Below are 22,430 nucleotides of genomic sequence, written 5' to 3'. Positions count from 1 at the left end.
AAAGGGACCGCGAGACATGGAAACTTCCACCACGCACCACATCGTCGAATCGCTCACCCGCGCCATCGTGGAGCATCGGTTGTTGCCCGGCTCCAAACTGGCCGAGCAAAAGCTGGCCGACCATTTTGGCGTGTCGCGCACGCTGGTGCGCCAAGCCTTATTTCAGCTGTCGCAAAACCGCTTGATCCGGCTCGAACCCGCTCGAGGTGCTTTTGTGGCGGCGCCATCGGTCGAAGAGGCGCAACAGGTCTTTGCCGTGCGCCGGATGCTCGAAGCCGAGATGACCCGCGCCTTTGTGCAGCAGGTCACGCCCGAACAAATCGTGGCCCTCAAAGAGCACATCCAACAAGAGCGTGAAGCCGTGACACAAGGCGACATCACGGGCCGCACAGAGTTGCTGGGCGACTTCCATGTTCGCATGGCCGAGCTCATGAACAACGATGTGCTGGCCCAAGTGCTGGGCGAGTTGATCTCGCGCTGCGCCCTGATCACGCTGATGTACCAGTCGCGCAATGAGGCCGAGCACTCCACCGATGAGCATGTGGCCATCGTGGCCGCGCTCGAAGCGCGAGATTCTGACTTGGCTGTGCGCCTGATGCACGAGCACCTGCTGCACGTGGAAGAAAGCCTGACCTTCGACCGCAAAGTGCCCACGCACGACATTTCTTTGGCCCTGGCCTGAACCCCTGAGTACCCGCATGAGCACCTACGACAGCACCCTCCCCTACCCCCGTGACTTGAAGGGCTACGGCCGCCATGTACCGCACGCGCAGTGGCCCGGCGGCGCACGCGTGGCGGTGCAGTTTGTCTTGAACTACGAAGAAGGCGGCGAAAACTCGGTGCTGCACGGCGATGCCGGCTCCGAGCAGTTTTTGTCTGAAATGTTCAATCCCGCATCCTTCCCTGAGCGGCACATCAGCATGGAAGGCATTTACGAATACGGCTCGCGGGCGGGCGTGTGGCGCTTGTTGCGCGAGTTTGAAAAACGTGGCCTGCCGCTCACGGTGTTTGGCGTGGCCACCGCGCTGCAAAAGCACGACGACGTGACGGCCGCCTTCCAAGAATTGGGCTACGACATCGCCTGCCACGGCCTCAAGTGGATCCACTACCAAAACATCGACGAAGCCACCGAGCGTGCCCACATGGCCGAGGCGATGGCCATTTTGCAAAAGCTGACCGGTGAACGCCCCTTGGGCTGGTACACCGGGCGCGACAGCCCCAACACCCGCCGCTTGGTGGCCGACTTTGGTGGCTTTGAGTACGACAGCGACTATTACGGCGACGACTTGCCGTTTTGGATGAAGGTGCGCAAATCAGACGGCACCGATGCGCCACAACTCATCGTGCCCTACACCCTCGACTGCAACGACATGCGCTTTGCGCTGCCCCAAGGCTATTCACACGCTGACCCGTTCTTTCAGTACATGAAAGACACTTTTGACGCGCTCTATGCCGAAGGTGACCCGAGCGGCGACAACGCGCCCAAGATGATGAGCATCGGCATGCACTGCCGCCTGCTCGGCCGCCCGGGCCGCATCACCGCGCTGCAACGCTTTTTGGACCACATCCAGTCGCACGACAAGGTCTGGGTGGCGCGGCGCATCGACATTGCGCGGCATTGGAAGGCGACGCACCCTTATGCAGGATGAAAGGCATGGATCGCCGCGCTTCGCTCGCGATGACGATGGATGGCTCGTCACGCTTGGCTCGCGATGCCGAAGGGTGGACCGTCACGCTTGGCTCGCTATGCCGAAGGGTGGATCGCCACGCTTCGCTCGCGATGACGAAAGGTAGATCGCCACGCTTCGCTCATGATGATGAAAAAAATACATCCCAACGACACGCCAACCGTCATTGCGAGGAGCGCAGCGACGTGGCAATCCATGCGTCATTGCGAGGAGCGCAGCGACGTGGCAATCCATGCACTCGATCAATCACCCAAGACATAAACCATGCCCCTGACGCTTGAACAACTCAACAACGCCAGCCGTGAAGACGCCGCCCAGATGCTCGACGGCCTTTACGAGCATTCGCCTTGGATCGCCGAGCAGGCGCTGGCGCAACGCCCTTTCACCTCGCTGGCCCACCTCAAACACGCCATGTGCGAAGTGCTGGCACATGCCGGGCGCGATGCGCAGCTGGGCCTGATCCGCGCCCACCCTGAGTTGGCGGGCAAAGCCATGGTGAGCAAATCACTCACGGCCGAATCCACCAACGAACAAACCAAGGCAGGCCTGACCGATTGCACGCCCGAAGAGTTCGCCAAAATCCAGAAGCTCAACGCCGACTACAACGCCAAGTTTGGCTGGCCCTTCATCTTGGCGGTGCGTGGCCCGCGTGGCGTGGGTTTGAACAAAAAACAAATCATCGAGGCCTTCGAGCGCCGCCTGTTCGGTCACCCCGACTTTGAATTGGCCGAGTGCCTGCGCAACATCCACCGCATCGTCGAGATCCGGCTGAACGACAAGTTCGGTGTCGAGCCCACGCTCGGCCATCAGGTCTGGGACTGGCAAGAACAACTGGCCCAACACTCGGACCCCGGCTTTGCCGAGTTGGGCCAACTCACCGTCACTTACCTCACCGACGCCCACCGCGCCTGCGCACAGCGCATCACACAAAACATGCGCGACTGCGGTTTTGACGAGGTCTACACCGACGCCGTGGGCAACGTGGTGGGCCGATACCACGCAGCCACCCCAAGCGGCAAATACCTGATGACGGGCAGCCACTACGACACCGTGCGCAATGGCGGTAAGTACGACGGCCGCCTGGGCATCTTTGTGCCCATGGCCTGTGTGCAGCAGCTGCACCAACAAGGTAAGCGCCTGCCCTTCGGCATCGAAGTTGTGGCCTTTGCCGAAGAAGAAGGCCAGCGCTACAAAGCCACCTTCTTGGGCTCTGGCGCACTCATTGGCCAGTTCAACCCCGCCTGGCTGGACCAGCAAGACGCCGACGGCATCACCATGCGTGCGGCCATGCAGCACGCGGGTTTGAACATCGACGACATCCCCAAAATCCAGCGCGACCCGGCGCAGTATCTGGGCTTTATCGAAGTGCACATCGAGCAAGGTCCGGTGCTCAACGAAGTGAACATCCCGCTGGGTGTGGTCACATCCATCAACGGCAGCGTGCGCTACCTGTGCGAAATCATCGGCACAGCCAGCCACGCCGGCACCACCCCCATGGACCGCCGCCGCGACGCGGCCTGCGCCGTGGCCGAACTGGCGCTGTACATGGAGCAACGTGCTGGCCAAGACGGCGACAGTGTGGCCACCATTGGCCAGCTGCAAGTGCCCAACGGTTCGATCAACGTGGTGCCCGGCCGCTGCCTGTTCAGCCTGGACATGCGTGCGCCCACCGATGCACAGCGTGACGCGCTGGTGGCCGACGTGATGGCGCAACTCGACCAAATTGCCGAGCGCCGAGGTGTGCGCGTCAAAGCCGAACTCACCATGAGCGCCGCCGCCGCGCCCAGCGCCCCCGAGTGGCAAGCCCGCTGGGAACGCGCCGTGAGCGCCTTGGGTGTGCCGCTGTTCAAACTGCCCAGCGGCGCAGGCCACGACGCGATGAAGCTGCACGAAGTCATGCCACAAGCCATGCTGTTTGTGCGCGGCGAAAACGGGGGCATCAGCCACAACCCACGCGAATCCACCACCAGCGACGACATGCAACTGTGCGTCGACGCCTTTACCCATGTTTTGAACCAACTCTCTCAGGAACTGTCATGAGCGCTACCGAAATTCAATACCAACAACTCGACGCCTGGATCGACGCGCACTTCGACGAGCAGGTGAAGTTCCTGCAGGCTCTGGTGCAAGTGCCGACCGACACCCCACCCGGCAACAACGCCCCGCACGCCGAGCGCACCGCAGAGTTGCTCGCGCCCATGGGCTTTGAGGCAGAAAAGCACCCTGTGCCCGCCTCCGAAGTCAACGCCTATGGTCTGGAGTCGATCACCAACCTGATCGTGCGCCGCAAATATGGCGAAGGCAAAACCATCGCCCTGAACGCCCACGGCGACGTGGTGCCCCCAGGCGAAGGCTGGACACACCCGCCCTACGGCGGCGAGATCCATGGGGGTGCCATGTACGGCCGCGCCACCGCCGTGAGCAAGTGCGACTTTTCCACCTTCACCTTTGCCACGCGGGCACTCGAATCACTCAAGGCCCCACTCAAAGGCGGCGTGGAACTGCACTTCACCTACGACGAAGAGTTTGGCGGCGAAATGGGCCCCGGCTGGCTGCTGGCCAAAGGCCTGACCCAACCCGACCTGATGATCGCGGCCGGTTTCAGTTACCAAGTGGTGACCGCGCATAACGGCTGCCTGCAAATGGAAGTCACCGTGCAAGGCGAGATGTCGCACGCCGCCATCCCCGACAGCGGCACCGACGCGCTGCAAGGCGCGGTGCACATCCTGAGCGCCCTGCTCGCACTCAACACGCAATACCTGAAGGTCACGTCCACGGTCGAGGGCATCACCCACCCCTATCTGAACGTGGGCCTGATCGAAGGCGGCACCAACACCAACGTGGTGCCCGGCAAAGTCAGCTTCAAGCTTGACCGCCGCATGATCCCCGAAGAGAACCCGGCCGAAGTGGAAGCCAGCATCCGCCAAACCATTGCCGACGCCGCTGCCAGCTTCAAGCCCCCACGCGGTGGCCATGCGCTGAACGTGGATGTGCGCCGCATGCTGTTGGCCAACGCCATGAAGCCGCTGGCGGGCAACCAACCGCTGGTCAGCGCCATCCAGAAACACGGCGAACAAGTCTTCGGAGAAGCCATCCCAGCTCTGGGCACGCCGCTGTACACCGACGTGCGCCTGTACGTGGAGCGCGGCATCCCCGGCGTGATCTACGGCGCAGGCCCCCGCACCGTGCTCGAGTCCAACGCCAAACGTGCCGATGAGCATGTCGAGCTGGAAGACCTGCGCCGCGCGACCAAGGTGGTGGCGCGCACGTTGTTGGATTTGTTGGCCTGAACATGAGCGCGCCGCAGCTTGAAACCCTGCGCCAGCGCGTGCAGGCCTGCACCACCGACCAGGACGTGGCCGACTACCAGCGCGACGGTGCGGTGTGCATCCGCAACCTGTTCACGCCAGACGAAGTGGAATTGCTCAAAAGCGGCATCGAGGCCAACCTGGCCCACCCCAGCCCGCGCGGCATGGTGGCCAGCCGGCCTGACGATCCGGGTCGCTTTTTTGAAGACTTTTGCAACTGGCAGGACATCCCGCAGTTCAATCGCTTCATCTTCGACACGCCCCTGGCCGCACTGGCCCAGCGGTTGATGCAAAGCCAGACGGTGCGCCTCTACCACGACCACCTGTTGGTCAAAGAGCCCGGCACGCGCCAGCGCACGCCTTGGCACCAAGATCAGCCGTATTACAACGTGGACGGTCTGCAAAACATCAGCTTCTGGATTCCGGTGGACCCGGTGTCACGCCCCTCCACGCTGGAGTTCATCGCAGGCTCACACCGTGGCCCTTGGCTCATGCCGCGCACCTTCATGACGAACCAGGCCAAATGGTTCCCCGAAGGCTCGCTGACCGAATTGCCCGACATCGAAAACCACCGCGACGACTTTCCCATCCTGGGCTGGGACTTGCAGCCGGGCGACTTGGTGTGTTTTCACATGCTCAGCCTGCACGCTTCGGCCGGGGTGGACGGCACGCAGCGCAGGCGCGTGTACTCGGTGCGTTTTTTGGGCGACGACATGACACACGCGCCTCGCCCCTGGGTAACCTCACCGCCCTTCCCCGGGCTGGACCAGGAACTTCCCGCAGGCGTACCGATGAACCATGCGCTGTTTCCGTTAATGGCGGTTTGAGCGTTTCGCCACCGCCCCAAAAATCCCTCTAAAAATCAGGGTTTCCACTGCATTGAAATGGTGCAATGGCTCGTTAAAATTTGTATACACTTTTGTGTATCAGTTCGAATACTTAATTGGAGCGAGACATGACCGACCGTTCATTGGGCAGCCCTGAGCAGCTGCGAGACCCAGACTACACCCCGCCTTTGGGCAAAGCCGTGCCGCTAGGTATCCAGCATGTGCTGGCCATGTTTGTGAGCAACGTGACGCCCGCCATCATCGTGGCGGGCGCAGCCGGGTTTGGCTTTGGCTCGAATTCGCCAGACTTCCACAACATGGTCTACATGATCCAGATGTCGATGTTCTTGGCGGGGGTGGCCACTTTGCTACAGACCGTTGGCTTTGGGCCTGTGGGCGCTCGTTTGCCCATCGTGCAGGGCACCAGCTTTGCCTTCATCCCGATCATGATCCCGGCCGTGGCCGGCGCAGGTGTGGCCGGTATGGCAGGTTTGATGACGGGCGTGGTGATCGGCGGCATCTTCCACTTCTTCATCGGTACTTTCATTGGTCGCATCCGCCATGCCTTGCCCCCACTGGTCACAGGCCTGATCGTGCTGATGATTGGCTTAGCACTGGTCAAGGTGGGTGTGGAGTACGCCGCTGGTGGTGTGCCCCTCAAAGGCAAGCCCGAGTTTGGCAATCTGGAAAACTGGTCCATCGCCCTGGTGGTGATCCTGGTGACATTGCTGCTGAAGTTTTTCACGCGCGGCATGCTGTCGGTGGCCGCGGTTTTGCTGGGCATGGTGGCCGGTTATGCCTACGCCTTCGCGATTGGCAAGGTCAGCTTTGTGGCGGTGGGCCGGGCGTCCTGGTTCACTGCGCCCGAGCTGTTCAAGTTCGGCTGGGAAATCAACTGGGCCATCATCATTGGCATGTGCTTCATGGCCGTGGTGTCGGCGATTGAAACCGTGGGCGATGTCTCCGGGATCACCAAGGGCGGTGCCAACCGCGAAGCCACTGACAAAGAAGTTCAAGGCGCAACCTATGCCGACGGCTTGGGTACCGCCGTGGCCGGTTTGTTTGGCGGCTTGCCCAACACCAGCTTCAGCCAAAACGTGGGCTTGGTGGCCATGACGGGCGTGATGAGCCGCCATGTCGTGACCATGGGCGCGGTGTTTTTGATCTTGTGCGGCCTGGTGCCCAAGTTTGGTGCCGTGATTGCCAGCATGCCCATCACGGTGCTGGGCGGTGGCGTGATCATCATGTTTGGCATGGTTACCGCCTCTGGCGTGCGCATGCTAGCCGATGTGGACTGGAACAGCCGCAACATGGTGATTTTTGCCCTTTCCTTGTCGGTGGGTCTGGGTCTGCAACTGGCACCCGAGGCGCTGCAACACCTGCCCGACACCATCCGCGTGCTGATGACCAGCGGTTTGTTCCCCGCAGCCGTGCTGTCCATCGTGCTCAATTTGATCTTGCCCCAGGATCTGGACGACAAATCCTGAAACTCAAGTGGGCCTTTTGGCCTGCTTCGCATCCCCAAAAGCCAAGCCCAGCGCTTGGCTTTCTTGCTTTTTATGCAGGTAATCCGCATGTTATTGGGCCCTCCAAATGGGTTACGCTTTCTAATGGATTCCCTTACTGAGCCAAAGAGACACTTGCCATGAGCCAAAAACCACTCTCCCCCGCCGAAGAAGCCCTGCGCGACGCGGCCCGCGATTACCACCGCTTTCCCACGCGCGGCAAGGTCTCGGTCAACCCCACCAAGCCCCTGTCCAACCAACGCGATTTGTCACTGGCTTATTCGCCCGGTGTGGCTTATCCGTGCCTGGACATCGAGGCAGATCCTTCCAAGGCGGCCGAGTACACCTCGCGTGGCAACCTGGTGGCCGTGATCACCAACGGCACAGCCGTGTTGGGCCTGGGCGACATTGGCCCGCTGGCGGCCAAGCCCGTGATGGAGGGCAAGGGCTGCTTGTTCAAGAAGTTCGCGGGCATTGACGTGTTCGACATCGAGCTGGCCGAGCGCGACCCGGACAAACTGGTGGACATCATCGCCGCCATGGAGCCCACGCTGGGCGGCATCAACCTCGAAGACATCAAGGCGCCCGAGTGCTTCTACATCGAGAAGAAGCTGCGCGAGCGCATGAACATCCCGGTGTTCCACGACGACCAGCACGGCACGGCCATCATCGCCTCGGCCGCCATGCTCAACGGCCTGGAGCTGGTGGGCAAGGACATTGGCAGCATCAAGCTGGCCGTCTCGGGCGCAGGGGCTGCATCCATCGCCTGCCTGGACGTGATGGTGGGCCTGGGCGTCAAGATCGAGAACATTTTTGTCTGCGATTCCAAAGGCGTGATTTACGAAGGCCGCCCCGGTGGCTACGACGAATCCAAAGCACGCTACGCGCAAAAGACCGACGCCCGCAGCCTGGCCGACGCTGTCAACGGCGCCGACGTGTTCCTGGGCTGCTCGGCGCCCGGCGTGATGACGGTGGACATGATCAAAACCATGGCCCGCGACCCGGTGATCCTGGCGCTGGCCAACCCCGAGCCTGAGATTCGCCCCGAGCTGGCCAAAGCAGCCCGCCCCGACTGCATCATCGCCACGGGCCGCTCGGACTATCCGAACCAGGTCAACAACGTGCTGTGTTTCCCCTACATCTTCCGGGGCGCACTGGACTGCGGCGCGACCAAGATCACCGAGGCCATGAAGCTCGCCTGCGTGCGCCAGATCGCCGACCTGGCCAAGGCCGACATCAGCGAAGAAGTGGCCAGCGCTTACGCAGGCAAAGAACTGTCTTTTGGGCGCGATTACCTGATCCCCACGCCTTTTGACTCGCGCCTGATTTTGCGCATCGCCCCCGCTGTGGCCCAGGCTGCTGCCGATTCGGGTGTCGCCACGCGCCCCATCACCGACATGGACGCCTACCGCCAGCAGCTGCAAAGCTTTGTGACGCAAACCGGCATCCTGATGCGCCCCATCTTCAATGCCGCCAAGGCGGTGCCACCAAACGCGAAGCGCGTGGCCTATGCCGACGGCGAAGACGAACGCGCCTTGCGGGCTGCCCAAATGGCCATCGACGAAAAAGTGGCCCACCCGATCCTGATCGGCCGCCCCGGCGTGATCGCCGCCCGGATTGAAAAAGCCGGCCTGCGCATGCGCCTGGGCGTGGACGTGGACAACGTCAACCCCGAAGACGATGGGCGCTTTCGCCAGTATTGGGAGCACTACCACCAGCTGATGAAGCGCAACGGCGCCACACCGGCGGTGGCCAAGGCGGCGGTGCGCCGCTCCAACACCATCATCGGTGCCTTGATGGTGTCGCTGGGTGATGCCGATGGCCTGATCTGCGGGCTGACGGGCAGCTACATGACGCATCTGGAGCGCATCGACAGCATTTTGGGCAAACGTGCAGGCGTGACCCACTACGCCGCGGTGAATGCGCTCATGAGCGACTTCGGGCCCCTGTTCATCACCGACACCTATGTTCAGGAGGACCCCAGCGCCGAGCAGCTGGCCGAGATCGCGGCCATGGCGGTCCAAGAGATTCAACGCTTTGGCATCGTGCCCAAGGTGGCTTTCCTCTCGCATTCGAGCTACGGCTCGTCCAAACGCGCATCGGCGCGCAAGATGCGTCTGGCTCGTGACCTCTTTGTGGCACAACACCCCGACATCGAGTGCGATGGCGAGCTGCATGGCGACGCGGCCCTGCAGCCCGAAATTCGCAACGTGTACCTGGAAGACAGCACGCTCAGCGGCTCGGCCAATTTGTTGGTCTGCCCCAACCTGGACGCGGCCAACATTTTGTACAACGTCCTGAAAACCACCACCAGCGGCGGTGTCACGGTGGGCCCGATCCTGATGGGCGCGGCCGGCACAGCGCACATCCTGACACCTGCAGCCACCGTGCGCCGGGTGCTCAACATGACCGCACTGGCTGCAGCCGGCGTGCGCAGCTGAGCTGAGCTGAGCTGAAAAAACAGGCTCAGCACGTTAAAAAACCCCAATTTGGTGCTCATTTCAGCCGGAATGGGCACCAAAACAGGGGTTTTCTAGGGGATCAACCTGACATACACCGTCAGGTACTTGTTTGATAATGGCATCGATTTTGCTAGACAAGATTCACCGTTTATCAGACCCTGGAGCCCCTCATGAACAAGCGTTTCTTCCTCAAGGCCACGGCCGCACTGGCCGCAGTCGCCTCTTTTGGCCTGGCACAAGCCCAAACCACCCCCATCAAGTTCCAGCTCGACTGGCGCTTTGAAGGCCCATCGGCTTTATTCTTGCTGCCTGCAGCCAAAGGCTATTTCAAGGACGCGAAACTGGACGTGACCGTGGACTCGGGCAACGGCTCGGGTGGCGCAGTCACCCGCGTGGCTTCGGGCACCTATGACCTGGGCTTTGCCGACTTGGCCGCCCTGATGGAATTCCACGCCAACAACCCCGACGCCCCCAACAAGCCCGTGGCCATCATGATGGTCTACAACAACACCCCCGCTTCGGTGATGGCGTTGAAGAAGTCCGGCATCAAAACCCCCGCCGACCTGGCTGGCAAAAAGCTGGGCGCCCCCGTGTTTGACGCTGGCCGCCGCGCCTTCCCCATCTTCCAAAAAGCCAACGGCATCGGCAACGTGGCCTGGACCGCGATGGACCCACCTTTGCGTGAAACCATGCTGGTGCGCGGCGACGTGGACGCCATCACTGGCTTCACCTTCACCTCGTTGCTCAACATCGAAGCGCGTGGCGTGAAAGCCCAAGACGTGGTGGTCATGCAGTACCCCGATTTCGGCGTGAAGCTCTATGGCAACGCGATCATCGCTTCGCCCAAGATCCTGAAGGAAAACCCAGCCGCTGTGAAAGCTTTCCTCTCCGCTTTCACCAAGGGTGCCAAAGACGTGATCGCTGATCCTGCCAAAGCCATTGAATCGGTCAAGGCCCGCGACGGCATCATCAACGTGGCGCTAGAAACCCGCCGCCTGCAACTGGCCATCGACACCGTGATCAACAGCCCCTCGGCCCGCGCCGAAGGCTTCGGCCAGATCAATGGCCCACGCATGACGCTGATGGCTTCACAAGTGTCGGACGCTTTCAACACCAAGACCCGCGTGAAAGCCGAAGACATCTGGAACGGCTCGTTCTTGCCCACCGCCAAAGAGCTGGACATCCTGCCCAAGGGCAAGAAGTAAACCAGCCACCGCTTCGGGGCATGCCGCCCCAGCGTTCTGAGCCCACCCCCACCCTGCTCGGGTCGGTGGGCTTTTACAGGGCGTAGCGTGTATACACTTTCGAACACCATTTTCGAGCTCTCACCATGACCCAAGAATCATTCGTTGATTTCCAGAATGTCTGGCTGGCCTACAACGACGAGTTGCTGGCACAAAACCACTTCGCGGTGGAAGACATCAACCTGCAGGTCAAACAAGGCGAGTTCATCGCCATCGTCGGCCCGTCCGGCTGCGGCAAATCGACCTTCATGAAGCTGACCACGGGCCTGAAGATGCCCAGCAAAGGCCGCATTCTGGTGGACGGCCAACCCGTGACCGGCCCGCTCAAGATCAGCGGCATGGCGTTTCAGGCCTCATCGCTCTTGCCTTGGCGCACCACACTCGACAACGTGCTCTTGCCGCTCGAAATCGTGGAGCCTTACCGCGCCAACTTCAAGCAGAAAAAAGCCGAATACGTGGATCGCGCCCGCAAGCTGCTGAACACGGTGGGCTTGGGCGGCTACGAAGACAAATTCCCCTGGCAACTGTCAGGCGGCATGCAGCAACGCGCCAGCATCTGCCGCGCCTTGATTCACGAACCCAAGATGCTGCTGCTGGACGAGCCCTTTGGCGCGCTCGACGCTTTCACGCGTGAAGAGCTCTGGTGCATCTTGCGCGACCTGTGGACCGAGCAAAAGTTCAACGTGATTTTGGTCACGCACGACCTGCGCGAATCGGTGTTTTTGGCCGACACGGTGTACGTGATGAGCAAGAGCCCCGGCCGCTTTGTGGTCAAGCGCGAGATCGACCTGCCGCGCCCGCGTGATCTGGAGATCACCTACACCCCCGAATTCACCAACATCGTGCACGAGCTGCGCGGCCACATCGGTGCCATGCGCAAAACCGGTGCGGCGATCAACCAATAAGCGGGAGCCCCCATGAAACAAAAGTCACTGGAAAAATGGTCCCCCTGGATCTTGTTGGTGCTGACCATCCTGATCTGGGAAGTGCTGTGCCGCGCCTTCAACGTGTCGGAATTCGTCTTCCCCAGCCCTTGGCGCATCGCAGAGCAAACGGTGGAATACCGCGACGTGATCGCGGGCCATGCCTGGCGCACCTATTGGGTGACCATGGTGGGTTTTGGCATCGCCATCGTGGTGGGCGTGTTGCTGGGCTTCATCATCGGCAGCTCGCGCCTGGCTTATGCCGCCGTGTACCCGCTCATGACGGCCTTCAACGCGCTGCCCAAAGCGGCCTTTGTGCCCATCTTGGTGGTGTGGTTTGGCATCGGCATCGGCCCGGCCATCCTCACAGCTTTCCTCATCAGCTTCTTCCCGATCATGGTGAACATCGCCACGGGCCTGGCCACGCTGGAGCCTGAGCTGGAAGACGTGCTGCGTGTGCTGGGTGCCAAGCGCTGGGACGTGCTGGTCAAAGTCGGCCTGCCCCGCTCCATGCCTTACTTTTATGGTTCGCTCAAAGTCGCGATCACGCTGGCCTTTGTGGGCACCACCGTGTCCGAGATGACGGCGTCCAACGAAGGCATTGGCTACCTGCTGATCTCGGCCGGCTCGGCCATGCAAATGGGCTTGGCGTTTTCTGGCTTGGTGGTGGTGGGTGCGATGGCCATGGCCATGTACGAACTGTTCAGCGCCATCGAAAAGCGCACCACAGGCTGGGCACACCGCGGCTCGCAAGGCGAGTAAAGCGCCCACTGTTTTGCGCGTGAAGCAGTCGGTCCATCCAAGGGAGTGCATCAAATGACTTGGTTGGCCCGACTCGATTTGGACTACACGCTCGAAGCCGAGCGCAGCGTGGCCCGCTACCTGCACCAAGGCCCGCTGCGCATCTTGCAAAGCCTCTACCCCGAAGGCGATCAGGTGTGCCACAACGTACTGGTACACCCACCCAGCGGCCTGGTAGGCGGCGACACCCTCGACATGCATGTCTCTGTCGGCGCAGGTGCCCACGGCTTGGTGACCACACCGGGTGCCACACGCTTTTACCGGTCTGAAGCAGGCCTGGCCACGCAGCAAGTGCATGCGCGTGTCGAGTCTGGCGCTCGTTTGGAATGGCTCCCTTTGGAAGCCATTGCCTACAACGGCTGCGATGCGCTCAACCGCGCCGTGTTTGACCTGGCCCCCGGGGCCGAAATGATGACCTGGGACATCACGGCGCTGGGCCTGCCTGCGGCCGACATGCCTTATGTGCAAGGCAGCTTCCGGCAACACCTGGAGATTCCTGGTGTGTGGCTGGAGCGCGGCACACTCAATGCCACCGACACCCGCTTGATGAACAGCCCCCTGGGCTTGGCAGGCCAACGCTGCATGGCCACGCTGGTGTTTGCAGCGGGCAGCGCCATCGCGGCTGAACGCTCAGACCGTGCCTTGGCCTGTGCACGCGAACTGCTCGAAGCATCTGAACTGCGCCTGACCGCAGGGGCCACATCGCCACACCAACAGGTCATCGTGCTGCGGGTGCTGGCACCGGTGACCGAGCCTGCGATGCAACTGCTCAGGCAAGTGTGGGCGGCTTGGCGGTATGAGATGTGGGATTTACCGGGGGCTGTGCCTCGGTTGTGGAATATGTGATTGCAGCGGCTTCGTGTAAGAGCCACAGCCACCAACCAGCCTGGTCACCCACCTTTCGATAGAAAGGCGATGCCTTGGGCTGCAATGGATACCCGCCCTCTCGGGCGCGACAAAAACAAGCATCTCCCTTCGTCTTGTCACCCCCGACTTGATCGGGGGTCCATGGCTTCGGCACACATGGATTCCCGCCTTCGCGGGTATGACAACCGGGCCACCTCAAATTGCCACCAACTGCTGAATGTTCTTGTCCTTCATCTCGCTGCCCGGCCCGCGCGCAATCACCTCACCACGCTCCATCACCAAGTACTGGTCAGCCAGTTCTTCGGCAAAGTCGTAGTACTGCTCGCACAGCAGCACCGCCATGCGTTGGCCTTGCAGGCCCACGTCGGCCAGTTGGCGGATCACGCGGCCGATGTCTTTGATGATGCTGGGCTGGATGCCTTCGGTGGGTTCGTCCAGGATCAGCAAACGCGGCTTGGCGGCCAGGGCGCGGGCGATGGCCAGTTGTTGTTGCTGGCCGCCTGACAAGTCGCCACCGCGGCGGTGCAGCATTTGTTTGAGCACTGGGAACAGTTCAAACAATTCGGGAGGAATCGGCGTGCTGCCAGGCTGTGTGGCCAGGCCCATGCGCAGGTTGTCTTCCACCGTGAGGCGGGCAAAAATTTCGCGGCCTTGCGGCACATAACCCACGCCCGCCGCGGCGCGTTCATAGGGCTTGGCGGTGGTCAGGTCCTGCCCATGCAGCGCCATGCTGCCGCTCTTGATGGGCACCAGCCCCATGAGTGATTTGAGCAAGGTGGTTTTGCCCACGCCGTTGCGGCCCAGCAGCACCGTGACTTGGCCCAGCTCCGCACTCAGACTCACATCGCGCAGGATGTGCGAGCCGCCGTAATACTGGTGGATGTTTTGGACTTCAAGCATAAAAAATTCTTTCAAATGTCATGGCGAAGCCGACGGCTGGGGCCATCCGTCGACTGCCGCGCATCGCTGGCAGTGACAAGACCTGACGCTCGCGCTGTTATGCATCAGCGTCCCAAATAAACCTCGATCACCCGCTCATCGGCCTGCACCTGGTCGAGCGTGCCTTGGGCCAGCACCGCGCCGTCACACAACACCGTGACGATGTCCGAGATGGTGCGGATGAAGCTCATGTCGTGCTCCACCACCATGAGCGAGTGTTTGCCCTTGAGTGTGAGGAACAGTTCGGCGGTGCGCTCGGTCTCATGGTCGGTCATGCCCGCCACCGGCTCATCCAGCAACAGCAACTTGGGCTCTTGCATGAGCAGCATGCCGATCTCGAGCCACTGCTTTTGACCATGACTGAGCAAACCCGCCTGCTTGGTAACGCTGTCCGCCAAGTGGATGGTGTGCAGCACTTCGGCCAGTCGGTCGCTTTGGCGCGAGTCCAACTTGAACAACATCGAAGCCTTCACGCCCTTGGGCGTTTTCAGCGCGAGTTCGAGGTTTTCAAAAACACTCAGGTGCTCAAACACGGTGGGCTTTTGAAACTTGCGGCCAATGCCCAATTGGGCGATTTCGGGTTCGGTGTGGCGCAGCAAGTCGATGGTGCTGCCAAAGAACACGGTGCCTTCGTCGGGCCGGGTTTTGCCGGTGATGATGTCCATCATCGTGGTCTTGCCAGCGCCGTTGGGGCCGATGATGCAGCGCAGCTCGCCGGGCGCGATGTCGAGCGACAGCTTGTTGATGGCCTTGAAGCCGTCAAAGCTCACGCTCACGTCGTCCAGATACAAGATGCGGCCGTGGGCCAGATCGACTTCATTCGCGTCTTTGACCACACGGCCATAACCTGCGGTGCGCCCACCGGATTCGGTGGACTCCAAACGCTCTTGGCTCAAACGAGCCACACGCTCAGCGCCTTTTTGGAGCAGATCGGGCGTCATGCAGCACCGCCTTTCTTGTTGCGCAATTTGGCCCACAAGCCAATCACGCCATGGGGCAAATACAGCGTCACCACAATGAACAGCGCCCCTAAAAAGTACAACCAAAACTCCGGCGCGGTGACCGTGAGCCAGCTCTTGGCGCCGTTGACCAAAAACGCACCCACGATGGGGCCAACCAACGTGCCGCGCCCGCCCACCGCCGCCCAGACCGCGATCTCGATCGAGTTGGCCGCGCTCATCTCGCCGGGGTTGATGATGCCGACCTGCGGCACATACAAAGCACCCGCAATGCCGCACATCACCGCCGAGATCACCCAAATGCTCAGCTTGTAGGGCAGTGGCGAATAACCCGAGAACATGACCCGCGTTTCGGCATCACGAATCGCCATCAACACCCGGCCGTATTTGCTGCCCACCAACCAGCGCGAGAACAAATAAAAACCCAGCAGCGTCAAGCCCGTCAACACAAACAGCACCATGCGCATGCCGGGTGTGGCGATCGGCAAGTCCAGAATGCGTTTGAAATCTGTGAAGCCGTTGTTGCCGCCAAAGCCGGTTTCGTTGCGGAAGAACAGCAGCATGGCGGCGTAAGTCATGGCCTGGGTGATGATGGAAAAGTACACCCCTTTGATGCGCGAGCGAAAGGCAAAGTAGCCGAACACAAAAGCGATCAAACCCGGCACCAACACCACCAAGAGCAGCGTGGCTACAAAGCTGTCGGACAGCGCCCAGTGCCAAGGCAGCTCTTTCCAGTCAAGGAAGACCATGAAGTCGGGCAGCTCGCTTTTGTAGTTGCCGTCTTGCCCGATCTGGCGCATCAGGTACATGCCCATGACATAGCCACCCAAGGCGAAAAACAGGCCGTGGCCCAGCGACAAAATACCGGTGTAGCCCCAGATCAAATCCATGGCCAAAGCGCAAATGGCAAAGCACATGATCTTGCCGACCAAGGACACCGCAAAGTCACTCAGGTGAAAGGGGCTGCCCTCGGGCACCAGCAAGTTGAGCATCGGGGCCAAAACGCCCACCGCGATCAGCGCCAGCACAAAGCCCGTCCAGGCTTTGCGTCCGAGCAAGGGTGCATGAGAAGGTAGTTCGAATTTCGTCATGTTCATGCTCCTGTTCACGCTTCGGCGCTGCGCCCCTTCATCGCGAAGATGCCTTGCGGGCGCTTCTGGATGAAGACGATGATGAACACCAACACGGCAATCTTGGCCAGCACCGCACCGGTCCAGCCCTCCAGCAGTTTGTTGGCCAACCCCAGGCCCAGCGCGGCATAGACCGTGCCCGCCAGCTGGCCCACGCCGCCCAACACCACCACCATGAACGAGTCCACGATGTAGCTTTGGCCCAAGTCAGGCCCCACATTGCCCACCTGGCTGAGCGCACAACCGGCCAGGCCCGCGATGCCCGAACCCAAGGCAAAGGCATAGGTGTCAATGCGCGCAGTGTTCACACCCATGCACGAGGCCATAGGGCGGTTTTGCGTGACGCCGCGCACAAACAGGCCCAGCCGGGTTTTGCTGATCAAAAGCGCCACGCCGATCAGAACGGCTGCGGCGAACACAATGATCAACACCCGGTTCCAGGGCAGTTGCAAATTGGGCAGCAGCTGCAGCGAACCGCTCATCCACGAGGGGTTTTCCACGCCCACGTTTTGTGCGCCAAACAAGCTGCGCACGCCTTGCATGAGCACCAGGCTGATGCCCCAAGTGGCCAGCAGGGTTTCGAGTGGCCGGCCATACAGGTGCTTGATCACCGTGCGCTCCATCGCAGCACCCACCAGCGCCGAGGTGATGAAGGCCACCGGAATGGCCACCAACAGGTAAGCATCAAACGCTTGCGGCAGGTGCTCGCGAAACAGGGCTTGCACCACATACGTGGCATAAGCGCCGATCATCATCAACTCGCCGTGCGCCATGTTGATGACGCCCATCAGCCCATAGGTGATGGCCAGGCCCAACGCCACCAGCAGCAAGATGGAGCCCAAGCTGGCCCCTGTAAACAAGGTGCCCAAGCGTTCGCCCCAACGCAAGCTGTCCTGTACGGTGGCCAATGATTTTTGAATTTGTTTTTGAACCGAAGGCTCTTGCTCTTGCGCCAGTTGTTGGTTCAGCAGCAACAGGGTCTCGGGTTGCCTGCTGCCAGCCAATTCACGGGCGGCCAGCAAGCGGTCGTTGGCCACATCACTTGTCAGCAGTGCCGCTGCACGGGCTTGGCGCACCAAGCTTTGTACAACGGGGTCTTTTTCTGAGGCCAAAGCTTTTTCAAGCAAAGCGGCGCGGCTGGCATCGGGTTCTTTGAGCAGCGACAGTGCGGCTTGCCTGCGCACCTTCACATCCGCACTGAAAAGCTTCAGCGCAGCCAGGGCCGTGTCGATCTCGCCGCGCAGGCGGTTGTTCAGCATCACGTCTTCGGCATCTGGCGGCACGCTGACTGCTTGGCCCGTCACCGGGTCTGTGCCTTGGCCGTCTCGCACCACCAGCACCTGGCCGCTGGCGATTTTGACCACATCGTCGGCCAGCGCCTGTAAATACAAGGCGGTTTTGTCACCGCCTTGCGCCACGGCTTGGGTCAGTGCTTCGATGCGTGCATCGCTCTCTCCCACGGCAATGCCTCTGGCTTCGTCCATCGTGAGGGCTTGCGCGGCCGTCAAACCCCACATGGCACAGGCGATCAACGCGCCTTTCACAATCCATCGTTTCATCTTGCTCATTTCTTGGATTCATGTCGGGGCTCAAGTCGCCGACCTACAAAGTCACCCCGTAGGTCGGCGCTTGAGCTCCGACAAGCATTCACGCTTTCAAACGATCACTTCTTGGCGGGCTCGTCAGGCTTCTTGTCGTTGCCAGGGATGTAAGGGCTCCATGGCTTGGCTTTGACCGGACCGGGCGTTTTCCACACCACGTTGAACTGACCATCGGCCTTGATCTCACCGATGAACACCGACTTGTGCAGGTGATGGTTCTTCTCGTCCATCTTGCTGGTGATGCCGCTTGGGGCTTTGAAGGTCTGACCGGCCATGGCTGCGATCACTTTGTCGGTGTCGGTGGTCTTGGCTTTTTCCACCGCTTGCTTCCACATGTTGATGCCGATGTAAGTGGCTTCCATCGGATCGTTGGTCAGAGGCTTGTCTTTGTGACCGGCAATGTTTTTGGCCTTGGCATAAGCGGCCCACTTTTTGGTGAACTCGTCGTTGGCGGGGTTCTTGATGCTCATGAAGTAATTCCATGCCGCCAAGTGACCGACCAATGGTTTGGTGTCCACGCCGCGCAGTTCTTCTTCACCCACCGAGAAAGCGACCACAGGCACGTCTTTGGCCTTCAGGCCCGCGTTGCCCAGTTCTTTGTAGAAAGGCACGTTGGAGTCGCCGTTGATGGTGGAGACCACAGCCGTCTTGCCACCGGCTGAAAACTTCTTGATGTCGGCCACGATGGTCTGGTAATCGCTGTGACCAAACGGGGTGTACTTCTCGTCGATGTCACTGTCTTTCACGCCCTTGCTTTTCAGGTAAGCACGCAAGATTTTGTTGGTGGTGCGGGGGTACACATAGTCGGTGCCCAGCAAGACCCAGCGCTTGGCCGAACCGCCGTCTTTGCTCATCAGGTAGTCCACTGCGGGGATGGCCTGCTGGTTGGGCGCAGCACCGGTGTAGAACACGTTTTTGCTCAGCTCTTCACCTTCGTACTGCACGGGGTAGAACAGCAGGCCGTTCATTTCTTCCACCACTGGCAAGACCGATTTGCGGGACACCGAAGTCCAGCAACCGAAGATCACCGAGACTTTGTCTTGGCCGAGCAGCTGCTTGGTTTTTTCGGCAAACAAAGGCCAGTTGGAGGCCGGGTCCACGATCACGGGTTCAAGCTTTTTGCCCAGCACACCGCCCTTGGCGTTGATCTCATCGATGGCCATGAGCACGGTGTCTTTCAACACGGTTTCAGAAATGGCCATGGTGCCCGACAAGCTGTGCAGCACACCGACTTTGATGGTGTTGCCTGCTTGCGCTTGGGCTTGGTTCACGAAAGTTAAGCTGCCCGCAACGATGGCGGCGGCGGTTGCGAGGGCTTTGAGGTTGCCACGACGGTTCATCATGAGATCACTCCATTCAGGAAGGTAGGTTGTTCAAACACGCACCGAAAAACAGCGCTGCCCCACAACTTGCAATCAACGTGCCAACCCTAGGGAGAACCCTGAAAACCGTATTTTTTCTAAGGAATTTTTCGCACTCCCTATAAAGGGCATGCAATTTGCTTGATGCCTTCTATTCAATGCACCAAGACGCTCACCGCGCACCAATATGGAACTCACTCCCCGCGAAAAAGACAAGCTGCTGATCTTCACAGCCGCCCTGCTGGCCGAGCGCCGCAAGGCCCGAGGCTTGAAACTCAACTACCCCGAAGCCGTGGCCCTCATCAGTGCCGCCGTGATGGAGGGCGCACGCGACGGCAAGACCGTGGCCCAACTCATGAGCGAAGGCCGCAGCGTTTTGACGCGTGCCGATGTGATGGACGGCATCGCCGAGATGATCACGGACATCCAGATCGAAGCCACGTTTCCCGATGGCACCAAATTGGTGACCGTGCACCAACCTATCGTCTGACCCGGACCCGGAGATCCCCATGAAAAAAATCACCCTGATGCTCACATCCGCCATCGCCACTGCCGCCGTCGCTCACGATGGCCATGGCTTGGGCGGCAGCCCCCACTGGCACGCCACCGACGCGCTGGGCTTTGTGGTCGCAGCAGCCTTGATCGCTGTCGCTTTCTACTTTGGCAAAAAGTGAGGCCTGTATGACCCCTGGTGAACTCTTGATCGACCCCGGCCAGCACGACTTGAACGCGGGCCGCCGCACCTGCACCCTGGTAGTTCAAAACGCCAGCGACCGCCCGATTCAGGTGGGCTCGCATTACCACTTTGCCGAGACGAATGCGGGTTTGCGCTTTGACCGCAGCGCCGCACAAGGCATGCGCCTGAACATCGCCTCGGGCATGGCCGTGCGTTTTGAGCCTGGCCAGCAACGCACGGTGGAGCTGGTGGACTATGCGGGCGACCGCGTGGTGTACGGCTTTCGCGGTTTGACCCAAGGTGCACTCGACGCCAACACAGCAAAAGGCAACTGACATGGCCCACATCGACAAACGCGCTTATGCCGAAACCTTTGGCCCCACCGTGGGCGACCGTGTGCGCCTGGCCGACACGGCCCTGGTGATCGAGGTGGAAAAAGACTTCACGCTGCAAGCCGGAAGCTATGGCGAAGAGGTGAAATTTGGCGGCGGCAAAACCATCCGCGACGGCATGGCGCAGTCACAAAGGACAAACGCAGAGGGTGCGATGGACTGCGTGCTCACCAACGCCCTCATCATCGACCACTGGGGCATCGTCAAAGCCGACATCGGCCTGCGCGGCAACCGCATCGCGGCCATTGGCAAAGCGGGCAACCCCGACACCCAACCGGGTGTGGACATCATCATCGGCCCCGGCACCGAGATCATCAGCTGCGAGGGCTTGATCGTCACCGCTGGCGGTATCGACTGCCACATCCACTTCATCTGCCCCCAGCAAATTGACGAAGCCCTGACCAGCGGCGTGACCACCATGATGGGCGGCGGCACAGGCCCGGCCACTGGCACCTTTGCCACCACCTGCACGCCTGGGCCGCACAACATCGAGCGCATGCTGCAAGCGGCAGATGCCTTTCCGATGAACCTGGGCTTTTTTGGCAAGGGCAACGCCAGCTTGCCAGCCGCCTTGCACGAGCAAATCAACGCGGGCGTGATCGGGCTGAAGCTGCACGAAGACTGGGGCAGCACCCCATCGGCCATCAGCAATTGCCTGGATGTGGCCGACGAGACGGACATCCAGGTGGCGCTGCATTCGGACACGCTCAATGAATCGGGTTTTGTGGAGAACACCATCGCGGCGGCCCGGGGCCGTGGGTTGTGTGCCTTTCATACCGAAGGCGCAGGCGGCGGCCACGCGCCCGACATTCTGAAGGTGGTGGGCCAGGCGAATTTCTTGCCCAGCTCGACCAACCCGACCATGCCCTACACCCACAACACGCTCGACGAGCATGTGGACATGCTGATGGTCTGCCACCACCTAGATGCCAGCATCGCCGAAGACCTGGCTTTTGCCGAAAGCCGCATCCGCAAGGAAACCATTGCGGCCGAAGACATCCTGCACGACCTGGGCGCCATCAGCATGATGAGCAGCGACAGCCAGGCCATGGGTCGGGTGGGCGAGGTCATCATCCGCACTTGGCAAACCGCCCACAAAATGAAGCAGCAGCGCGGCAGCCTGCCCGGCGACACCGACCGACACGACAACGCCCGCGTCAAGCGCTACATCGCCAAGTACACGATCAACCCGGCCATTGCGCACGGCATCAGCCACGATGTCGGCAGCATCGAAGTGGGCAAGTGGGCCGACCTGGTGATCTGGAAACCCGCCTTCTTTGGCGTCAAACCCGCCATCGTCATGAAGGGCGGCTTCATTGCTCTGGCCGCCATGGGCGACCCCAATGCGTCCATCCCCACGCCGCAGCCGGTGCACTACCGCCCCATGTTTGGCAGCTTTGGCGGAGCCCTCAAGCGCAATGCGCTGACCTTCGTGTCCAACGCAGGATTGAAAGCGGGCATTGGCGAGCGTTTTGGCCTGCAGAAACCACTTTCAGTGGCGCGCAACATCCGGGAGGTGCGCAAGCAACACATGGTCCACAATGCCTACCTGCCCCACATGGAAGTCGATGCACAAACCTATGCAGTGCGCGCCGACGACCAGTTGCTGGTGTGCGAGCCCGCCACCAGCCTGCCCATGACCCAACGCTACTTTTTGTTCTGAAACACTCCCCTGTAGGAGCCCACCCCGTGGGCGATGGGCGTGGCACACGCCCTTCAAACCATCGCCCACAGGGGTGGGCTCCTA

20 protein-coding genes are annotated in these 22,430 nt (G+C 60.8%); 15 read left to right on the top strand and 5 right to left on the bottom strand.

The features are described from left to right. Nucleotides 1-16: 16 nt before the first annotated feature. The 11 genes from B9Z50_RS13135 to B9Z50_RS13085 all read left to right on the top strand — a co-directional run bounded on the left by B9Z50_RS13135 (nucleotide 17) and on the right by B9Z50_RS13085 (nucleotide 13,604). On the top strand, nucleotides 17-682 hold the full coding sequence (locus B9Z50_RS13135; RefSeq protein WP_108365070.1) for a GntR family transcriptional regulator: 666 nt from the start codon (nucleotides 17-19) through the stop codon (nucleotides 680-682). Between the two features lie 16 nt (nucleotides 683-698). Then, the gene (puuE, locus tag B9Z50_RS13130) at nucleotides 699-1,649 is read left to right on the top strand and encodes an allantoinase PuuE (RefSeq protein ID WP_108365068.1); all 951 of its coding nucleotides are present in this window, start codon (nucleotides 699-701) and stop codon (nucleotides 1,647-1,649) included. Between the two features lie 303 nt (nucleotides 1,650-1,952). Continuing rightward, nucleotides 1,953-3,728: a 2-oxo-4-hydroxy-4-carboxy-5-ureidoimidazoline decarboxylase gene (gene uraD, locus B9Z50_RS13125; protein ID WP_108365066.1), complete on the top strand. Its 1,776-nt coding sequence runs from the start codon at nucleotides 1,953-1,955 to the stop codon at nucleotides 3,726-3,728. Continuing rightward, entirely contained in the window at nucleotides 3,725-4,978 is a 1,254-nt protein-coding gene (locus tag B9Z50_RS13120; RefSeq protein WP_108365064.1) for a M20/M25/M40 family metallo-hydrolase, read from the top strand. The genes uraD and B9Z50_RS13120 overlap by 4 nt, the downstream gene beginning before the upstream one ends. Before the next feature lie 2 nt (nucleotides 4,979-4,980). Beyond that, entirely contained in the window at nucleotides 4,981-5,823 is an 843-nt protein-coding gene (locus B9Z50_RS13115; protein WP_108365062.1) for a phytanoyl-CoA dioxygenase family protein, read from the top strand. 128 nt (nucleotides 5,824-5,951) lie between these two features. Further along, nucleotides 5,952-7,310: a uracil-xanthine permease family protein gene (locus B9Z50_RS13110; protein ID WP_108365060.1), complete on the top strand. Its 1,359-nt coding sequence runs from the start codon at nucleotides 5,952-5,954 to the stop codon at nucleotides 7,308-7,310. A gap of 158 nt (nucleotides 7,311-7,468) precedes the next feature. Next, complete coding sequence (locus B9Z50_RS13105; protein ID WP_108365058.1) at nucleotides 7,469-9,769, top strand: NADP-dependent malic enzyme; 2,301 nt, start codon at nucleotides 7,469-7,471, stop codon at nucleotides 9,767-9,769. Nucleotides 9,770-9,960: 191 nt separating this feature from the next. Beyond that, nucleotides 9,961-10,995 carry an ABC transporter substrate-binding protein gene (locus tag B9Z50_RS13100; RefSeq protein ID WP_108365056.1) on the top strand — a complete coding sequence of 345 codons (1,035 nt, stop codon included), beginning with the start codon at nucleotides 9,961-9,963 and terminating at the stop codon, nucleotides 10,993-10,995. 125 nt (nucleotides 10,996-11,120) lie between these two features. After that, complete coding sequence (locus B9Z50_RS13095) at nucleotides 11,121-11,939, top strand: ABC transporter ATP-binding protein (protein WP_108365054.1); 819 nt, start codon at nucleotides 11,121-11,123, stop codon at nucleotides 11,937-11,939. 12 nt (nucleotides 11,940-11,951) lie between these two features. Beyond that, nucleotides 11,952-12,719 (top strand): ABC transporter permease, encoded by a 768-nt coding sequence (locus tag B9Z50_RS13090; protein WP_108365052.1) that lies wholly within the window; start codon nucleotides 11,952-11,954, stop codon nucleotides 12,717-12,719. A 54-nt stretch (nucleotides 12,720-12,773) separates the two neighbouring features. Next, nucleotides 12,774-13,604 (top strand): urease accessory protein UreD, encoded by an 831-nt coding sequence (locus B9Z50_RS13085; protein WP_108365430.1) that lies wholly within the window; start codon nucleotides 12,774-12,776, stop codon nucleotides 13,602-13,604. 216 nt (nucleotides 13,605-13,820) lie between these two features. On the opposite strand, the gene urtE is transcribed toward B9Z50_RS13085, so the two are convergent. The 5 genes from urtE to urtA form a co-directional block, all read right to left on the bottom strand. Next, nucleotides 13,821-14,525: an urea ABC transporter ATP-binding subunit UrtE gene (urtE, locus tag B9Z50_RS13080; RefSeq protein ID WP_108365050.1), complete on the bottom strand. Its 705-nt coding sequence runs from the start codon at nucleotides 14,523-14,525 to the stop codon at nucleotides 13,821-13,823. 104 nt (nucleotides 14,526-14,629) lie between these two features. Further along, nucleotides 14,630-15,505 (bottom strand): urea ABC transporter ATP-binding protein UrtD, encoded by an 876-nt coding sequence (gene urtD / locus B9Z50_RS13075; protein ID WP_108365048.1) that lies wholly within the window; start codon nucleotides 15,503-15,505, stop codon nucleotides 14,630-14,632. Then, entirely contained in the window at nucleotides 15,502-16,614 is a 1,113-nt protein-coding gene (urtC, locus tag B9Z50_RS13070) for an urea ABC transporter permease subunit UrtC (RefSeq protein ID WP_233249866.1), read from the bottom strand. Before urtC ends, urtD begins: the two co-directional genes overlap by 4 nt. 14 nt (nucleotides 16,615-16,628) lie before the next feature. Continuing rightward, nucleotides 16,629-18,212 (bottom strand): urea ABC transporter permease subunit UrtB, encoded by a 1,584-nt coding sequence (gene urtB / locus B9Z50_RS13065; protein ID WP_108365429.1) that lies wholly within the window; start codon nucleotides 18,210-18,212, stop codon nucleotides 16,629-16,631. Between the two features lie 104 nt (nucleotides 18,213-18,316). Next, nucleotides 18,317-19,594 carry an urea ABC transporter substrate-binding protein gene (urtA, locus tag B9Z50_RS13060; RefSeq protein ID WP_108365428.1) on the bottom strand — a complete coding sequence of 426 codons (1,278 nt, stop codon included), beginning with the start codon at nucleotides 19,592-19,594 and terminating at the stop codon, nucleotides 18,317-18,319. Nucleotides 19,595-19,802: 208 nt separating this feature from the next. Here urtA and B9Z50_RS13055 point away from each other — a divergent pair, with 208 nt between their 5' ends. The 4 genes from B9Z50_RS13055 to ureC are packed head-to-tail and all read left to right on the top strand — an operon-like array spanning nucleotide 19,803 to nucleotide 22,346. Then, nucleotides 19,803-20,105 (top strand): urease subunit gamma, encoded by a 303-nt coding sequence (locus B9Z50_RS13055; RefSeq protein WP_108365044.1) that lies wholly within the window; start codon nucleotides 19,803-19,805, stop codon nucleotides 20,103-20,105. Between the two features lie 19 nt (nucleotides 20,106-20,124). Further along, complete coding sequence (locus tag B9Z50_RS17630; protein ID WP_158270685.1) at nucleotides 20,125-20,289, top strand: hypothetical protein; 165 nt, start codon at nucleotides 20,125-20,127, stop codon at nucleotides 20,287-20,289. Between the two features lie 7 nt (nucleotides 20,290-20,296). Further along, complete coding sequence (locus B9Z50_RS13050; protein ID WP_108365042.1) at nucleotides 20,297-20,626, top strand: urease subunit beta; 330 nt, start codon at nucleotides 20,297-20,299, stop codon at nucleotides 20,624-20,626. A gap of 1 nt (nucleotide 20,627) precedes the next feature. Then, nucleotides 20,628-22,346: an urease subunit alpha gene (gene ureC, locus B9Z50_RS13045; protein ID WP_108365040.1), complete on the top strand. Its 1,719-nt coding sequence runs from the start codon at nucleotides 20,628-20,630 to the stop codon at nucleotides 22,344-22,346. The last annotated feature ends 84 nt before the right edge of the window (nucleotides 22,347-22,430 follow it).

The organism is Limnohabitans sp. Bal53 (assembly GCF_003063355.1).
Lineage (GTDB): Bacteria > Pseudomonadota > Gammaproteobacteria > Burkholderiales > Burkholderiaceae_C > Limnohabitans_A.
The sequence above is the reverse complement of the archived record's forward strand: the minus strand, read 5'-3'. Positions and strand labels throughout refer to the sequence as shown.

Excerpts from the sequence above, each read along its gene's own strand:
- B9Z50_RS13135 (WP_108365070.1), top strand. The coding sequence starts at position 17 with ATGGAAACTTCCACCACGCACCACATCGTCGAATCGCTCACCCGCGCC.
- puuE (WP_108365068.1), top strand. The coding sequence starts at position 699 with ATGAGCACCTACGACAGCACCCTCCCCTACCCCCGTGACTTGAAGGGC.
- uraD (WP_108365066.1), top strand. The coding sequence starts at position 1,953 with ATGCCCCTGACGCTTGAACAACTCAACAACGCCAGCCGTGAAGACGCC.
- B9Z50_RS13120 (WP_108365064.1), top strand. The coding sequence starts at position 3,725 with ATGAGCGCTACCGAAATTCAATACCAACAACTCGACGCCTGGATCGAC.
- B9Z50_RS13115 (WP_108365062.1), top strand. The coding sequence starts at position 4,981 with ATGAGCGCGCCGCAGCTTGAAACCCTGCGCCAGCGCGTGCAGGCCTGC.
- B9Z50_RS13110 (WP_108365060.1), top strand. The coding sequence starts at position 5,952 with ATGACCGACCGTTCATTGGGCAGCCCTGAGCAGCTGCGAGACCCAGAC.
- B9Z50_RS13105 (WP_108365058.1), top strand. The coding sequence starts at position 7,469 with ATGAGCCAAAAACCACTCTCCCCCGCCGAAGAAGCCCTGCGCGACGCG.
- B9Z50_RS13100 (WP_108365056.1), top strand. The coding sequence starts at position 9,961 with ATGAACAAGCGTTTCTTCCTCAAGGCCACGGCCGCACTGGCCGCAGTC.
- B9Z50_RS13095 (WP_108365054.1), top strand. The coding sequence starts at position 11,121 with ATGACCCAAGAATCATTCGTTGATTTCCAGAATGTCTGGCTGGCCTAC.
- B9Z50_RS13090 (WP_108365052.1), top strand. The coding sequence starts at position 11,952 with ATGAAACAAAAGTCACTGGAAAAATGGTCCCCCTGGATCTTGTTGGTG.
- B9Z50_RS13085 (WP_108365430.1), top strand. The coding sequence starts at position 12,774 with ATGACTTGGTTGGCCCGACTCGATTTGGACTACACGCTCGAAGCCGAG.
- urtE (WP_108365050.1), bottom strand. The coding sequence starts at position 14,525 with ATGCTTGAAGTCCAAAACATCCACCAGTATTACGGCGGCTCGCACATC.
- urtD (WP_108365048.1), bottom strand. The coding sequence starts at position 15,505 with ATGACGCCCGATCTGCTCCAAAAAGGCGCTGAGCGTGTGGCTCGTTTG.
- urtC (WP_233249866.1), bottom strand. The coding sequence starts at position 16,614 with ATGACGAAATTCGAACTACCTTCTCATGCACCCTTGCTCGGACGCAAA.
- urtB (WP_108365429.1), bottom strand. The coding sequence starts at position 18,212 with ATGAAACGATGGATTGTGAAAGGCGCGTTGATCGCCTGTGCCATGTGG.
- urtA (WP_108365428.1), bottom strand. The coding sequence starts at position 19,594 with ATGAACCGTCGTGGCAACCTCAAAGCCCTCGCAACCGCCGCCGCCATC.
- B9Z50_RS13055 (WP_108365044.1), top strand. The coding sequence starts at position 19,803 with ATGGAACTCACTCCCCGCGAAAAAGACAAGCTGCTGATCTTCACAGCC.
- B9Z50_RS17630 (WP_158270685.1), top strand. The coding sequence starts at position 20,125 with ATGAAAAAAATCACCCTGATGCTCACATCCGCCATCGCCACTGCCGCC.
- B9Z50_RS13050 (WP_108365042.1), top strand. The coding sequence starts at position 20,297 with ATGACCCCTGGTGAACTCTTGATCGACCCCGGCCAGCACGACTTGAAC.
- ureC (WP_108365040.1), top strand. The coding sequence starts at position 20,628 with ATGGCCCACATCGACAAACGCGCTTATGCCGAAACCTTTGGCCCCACC.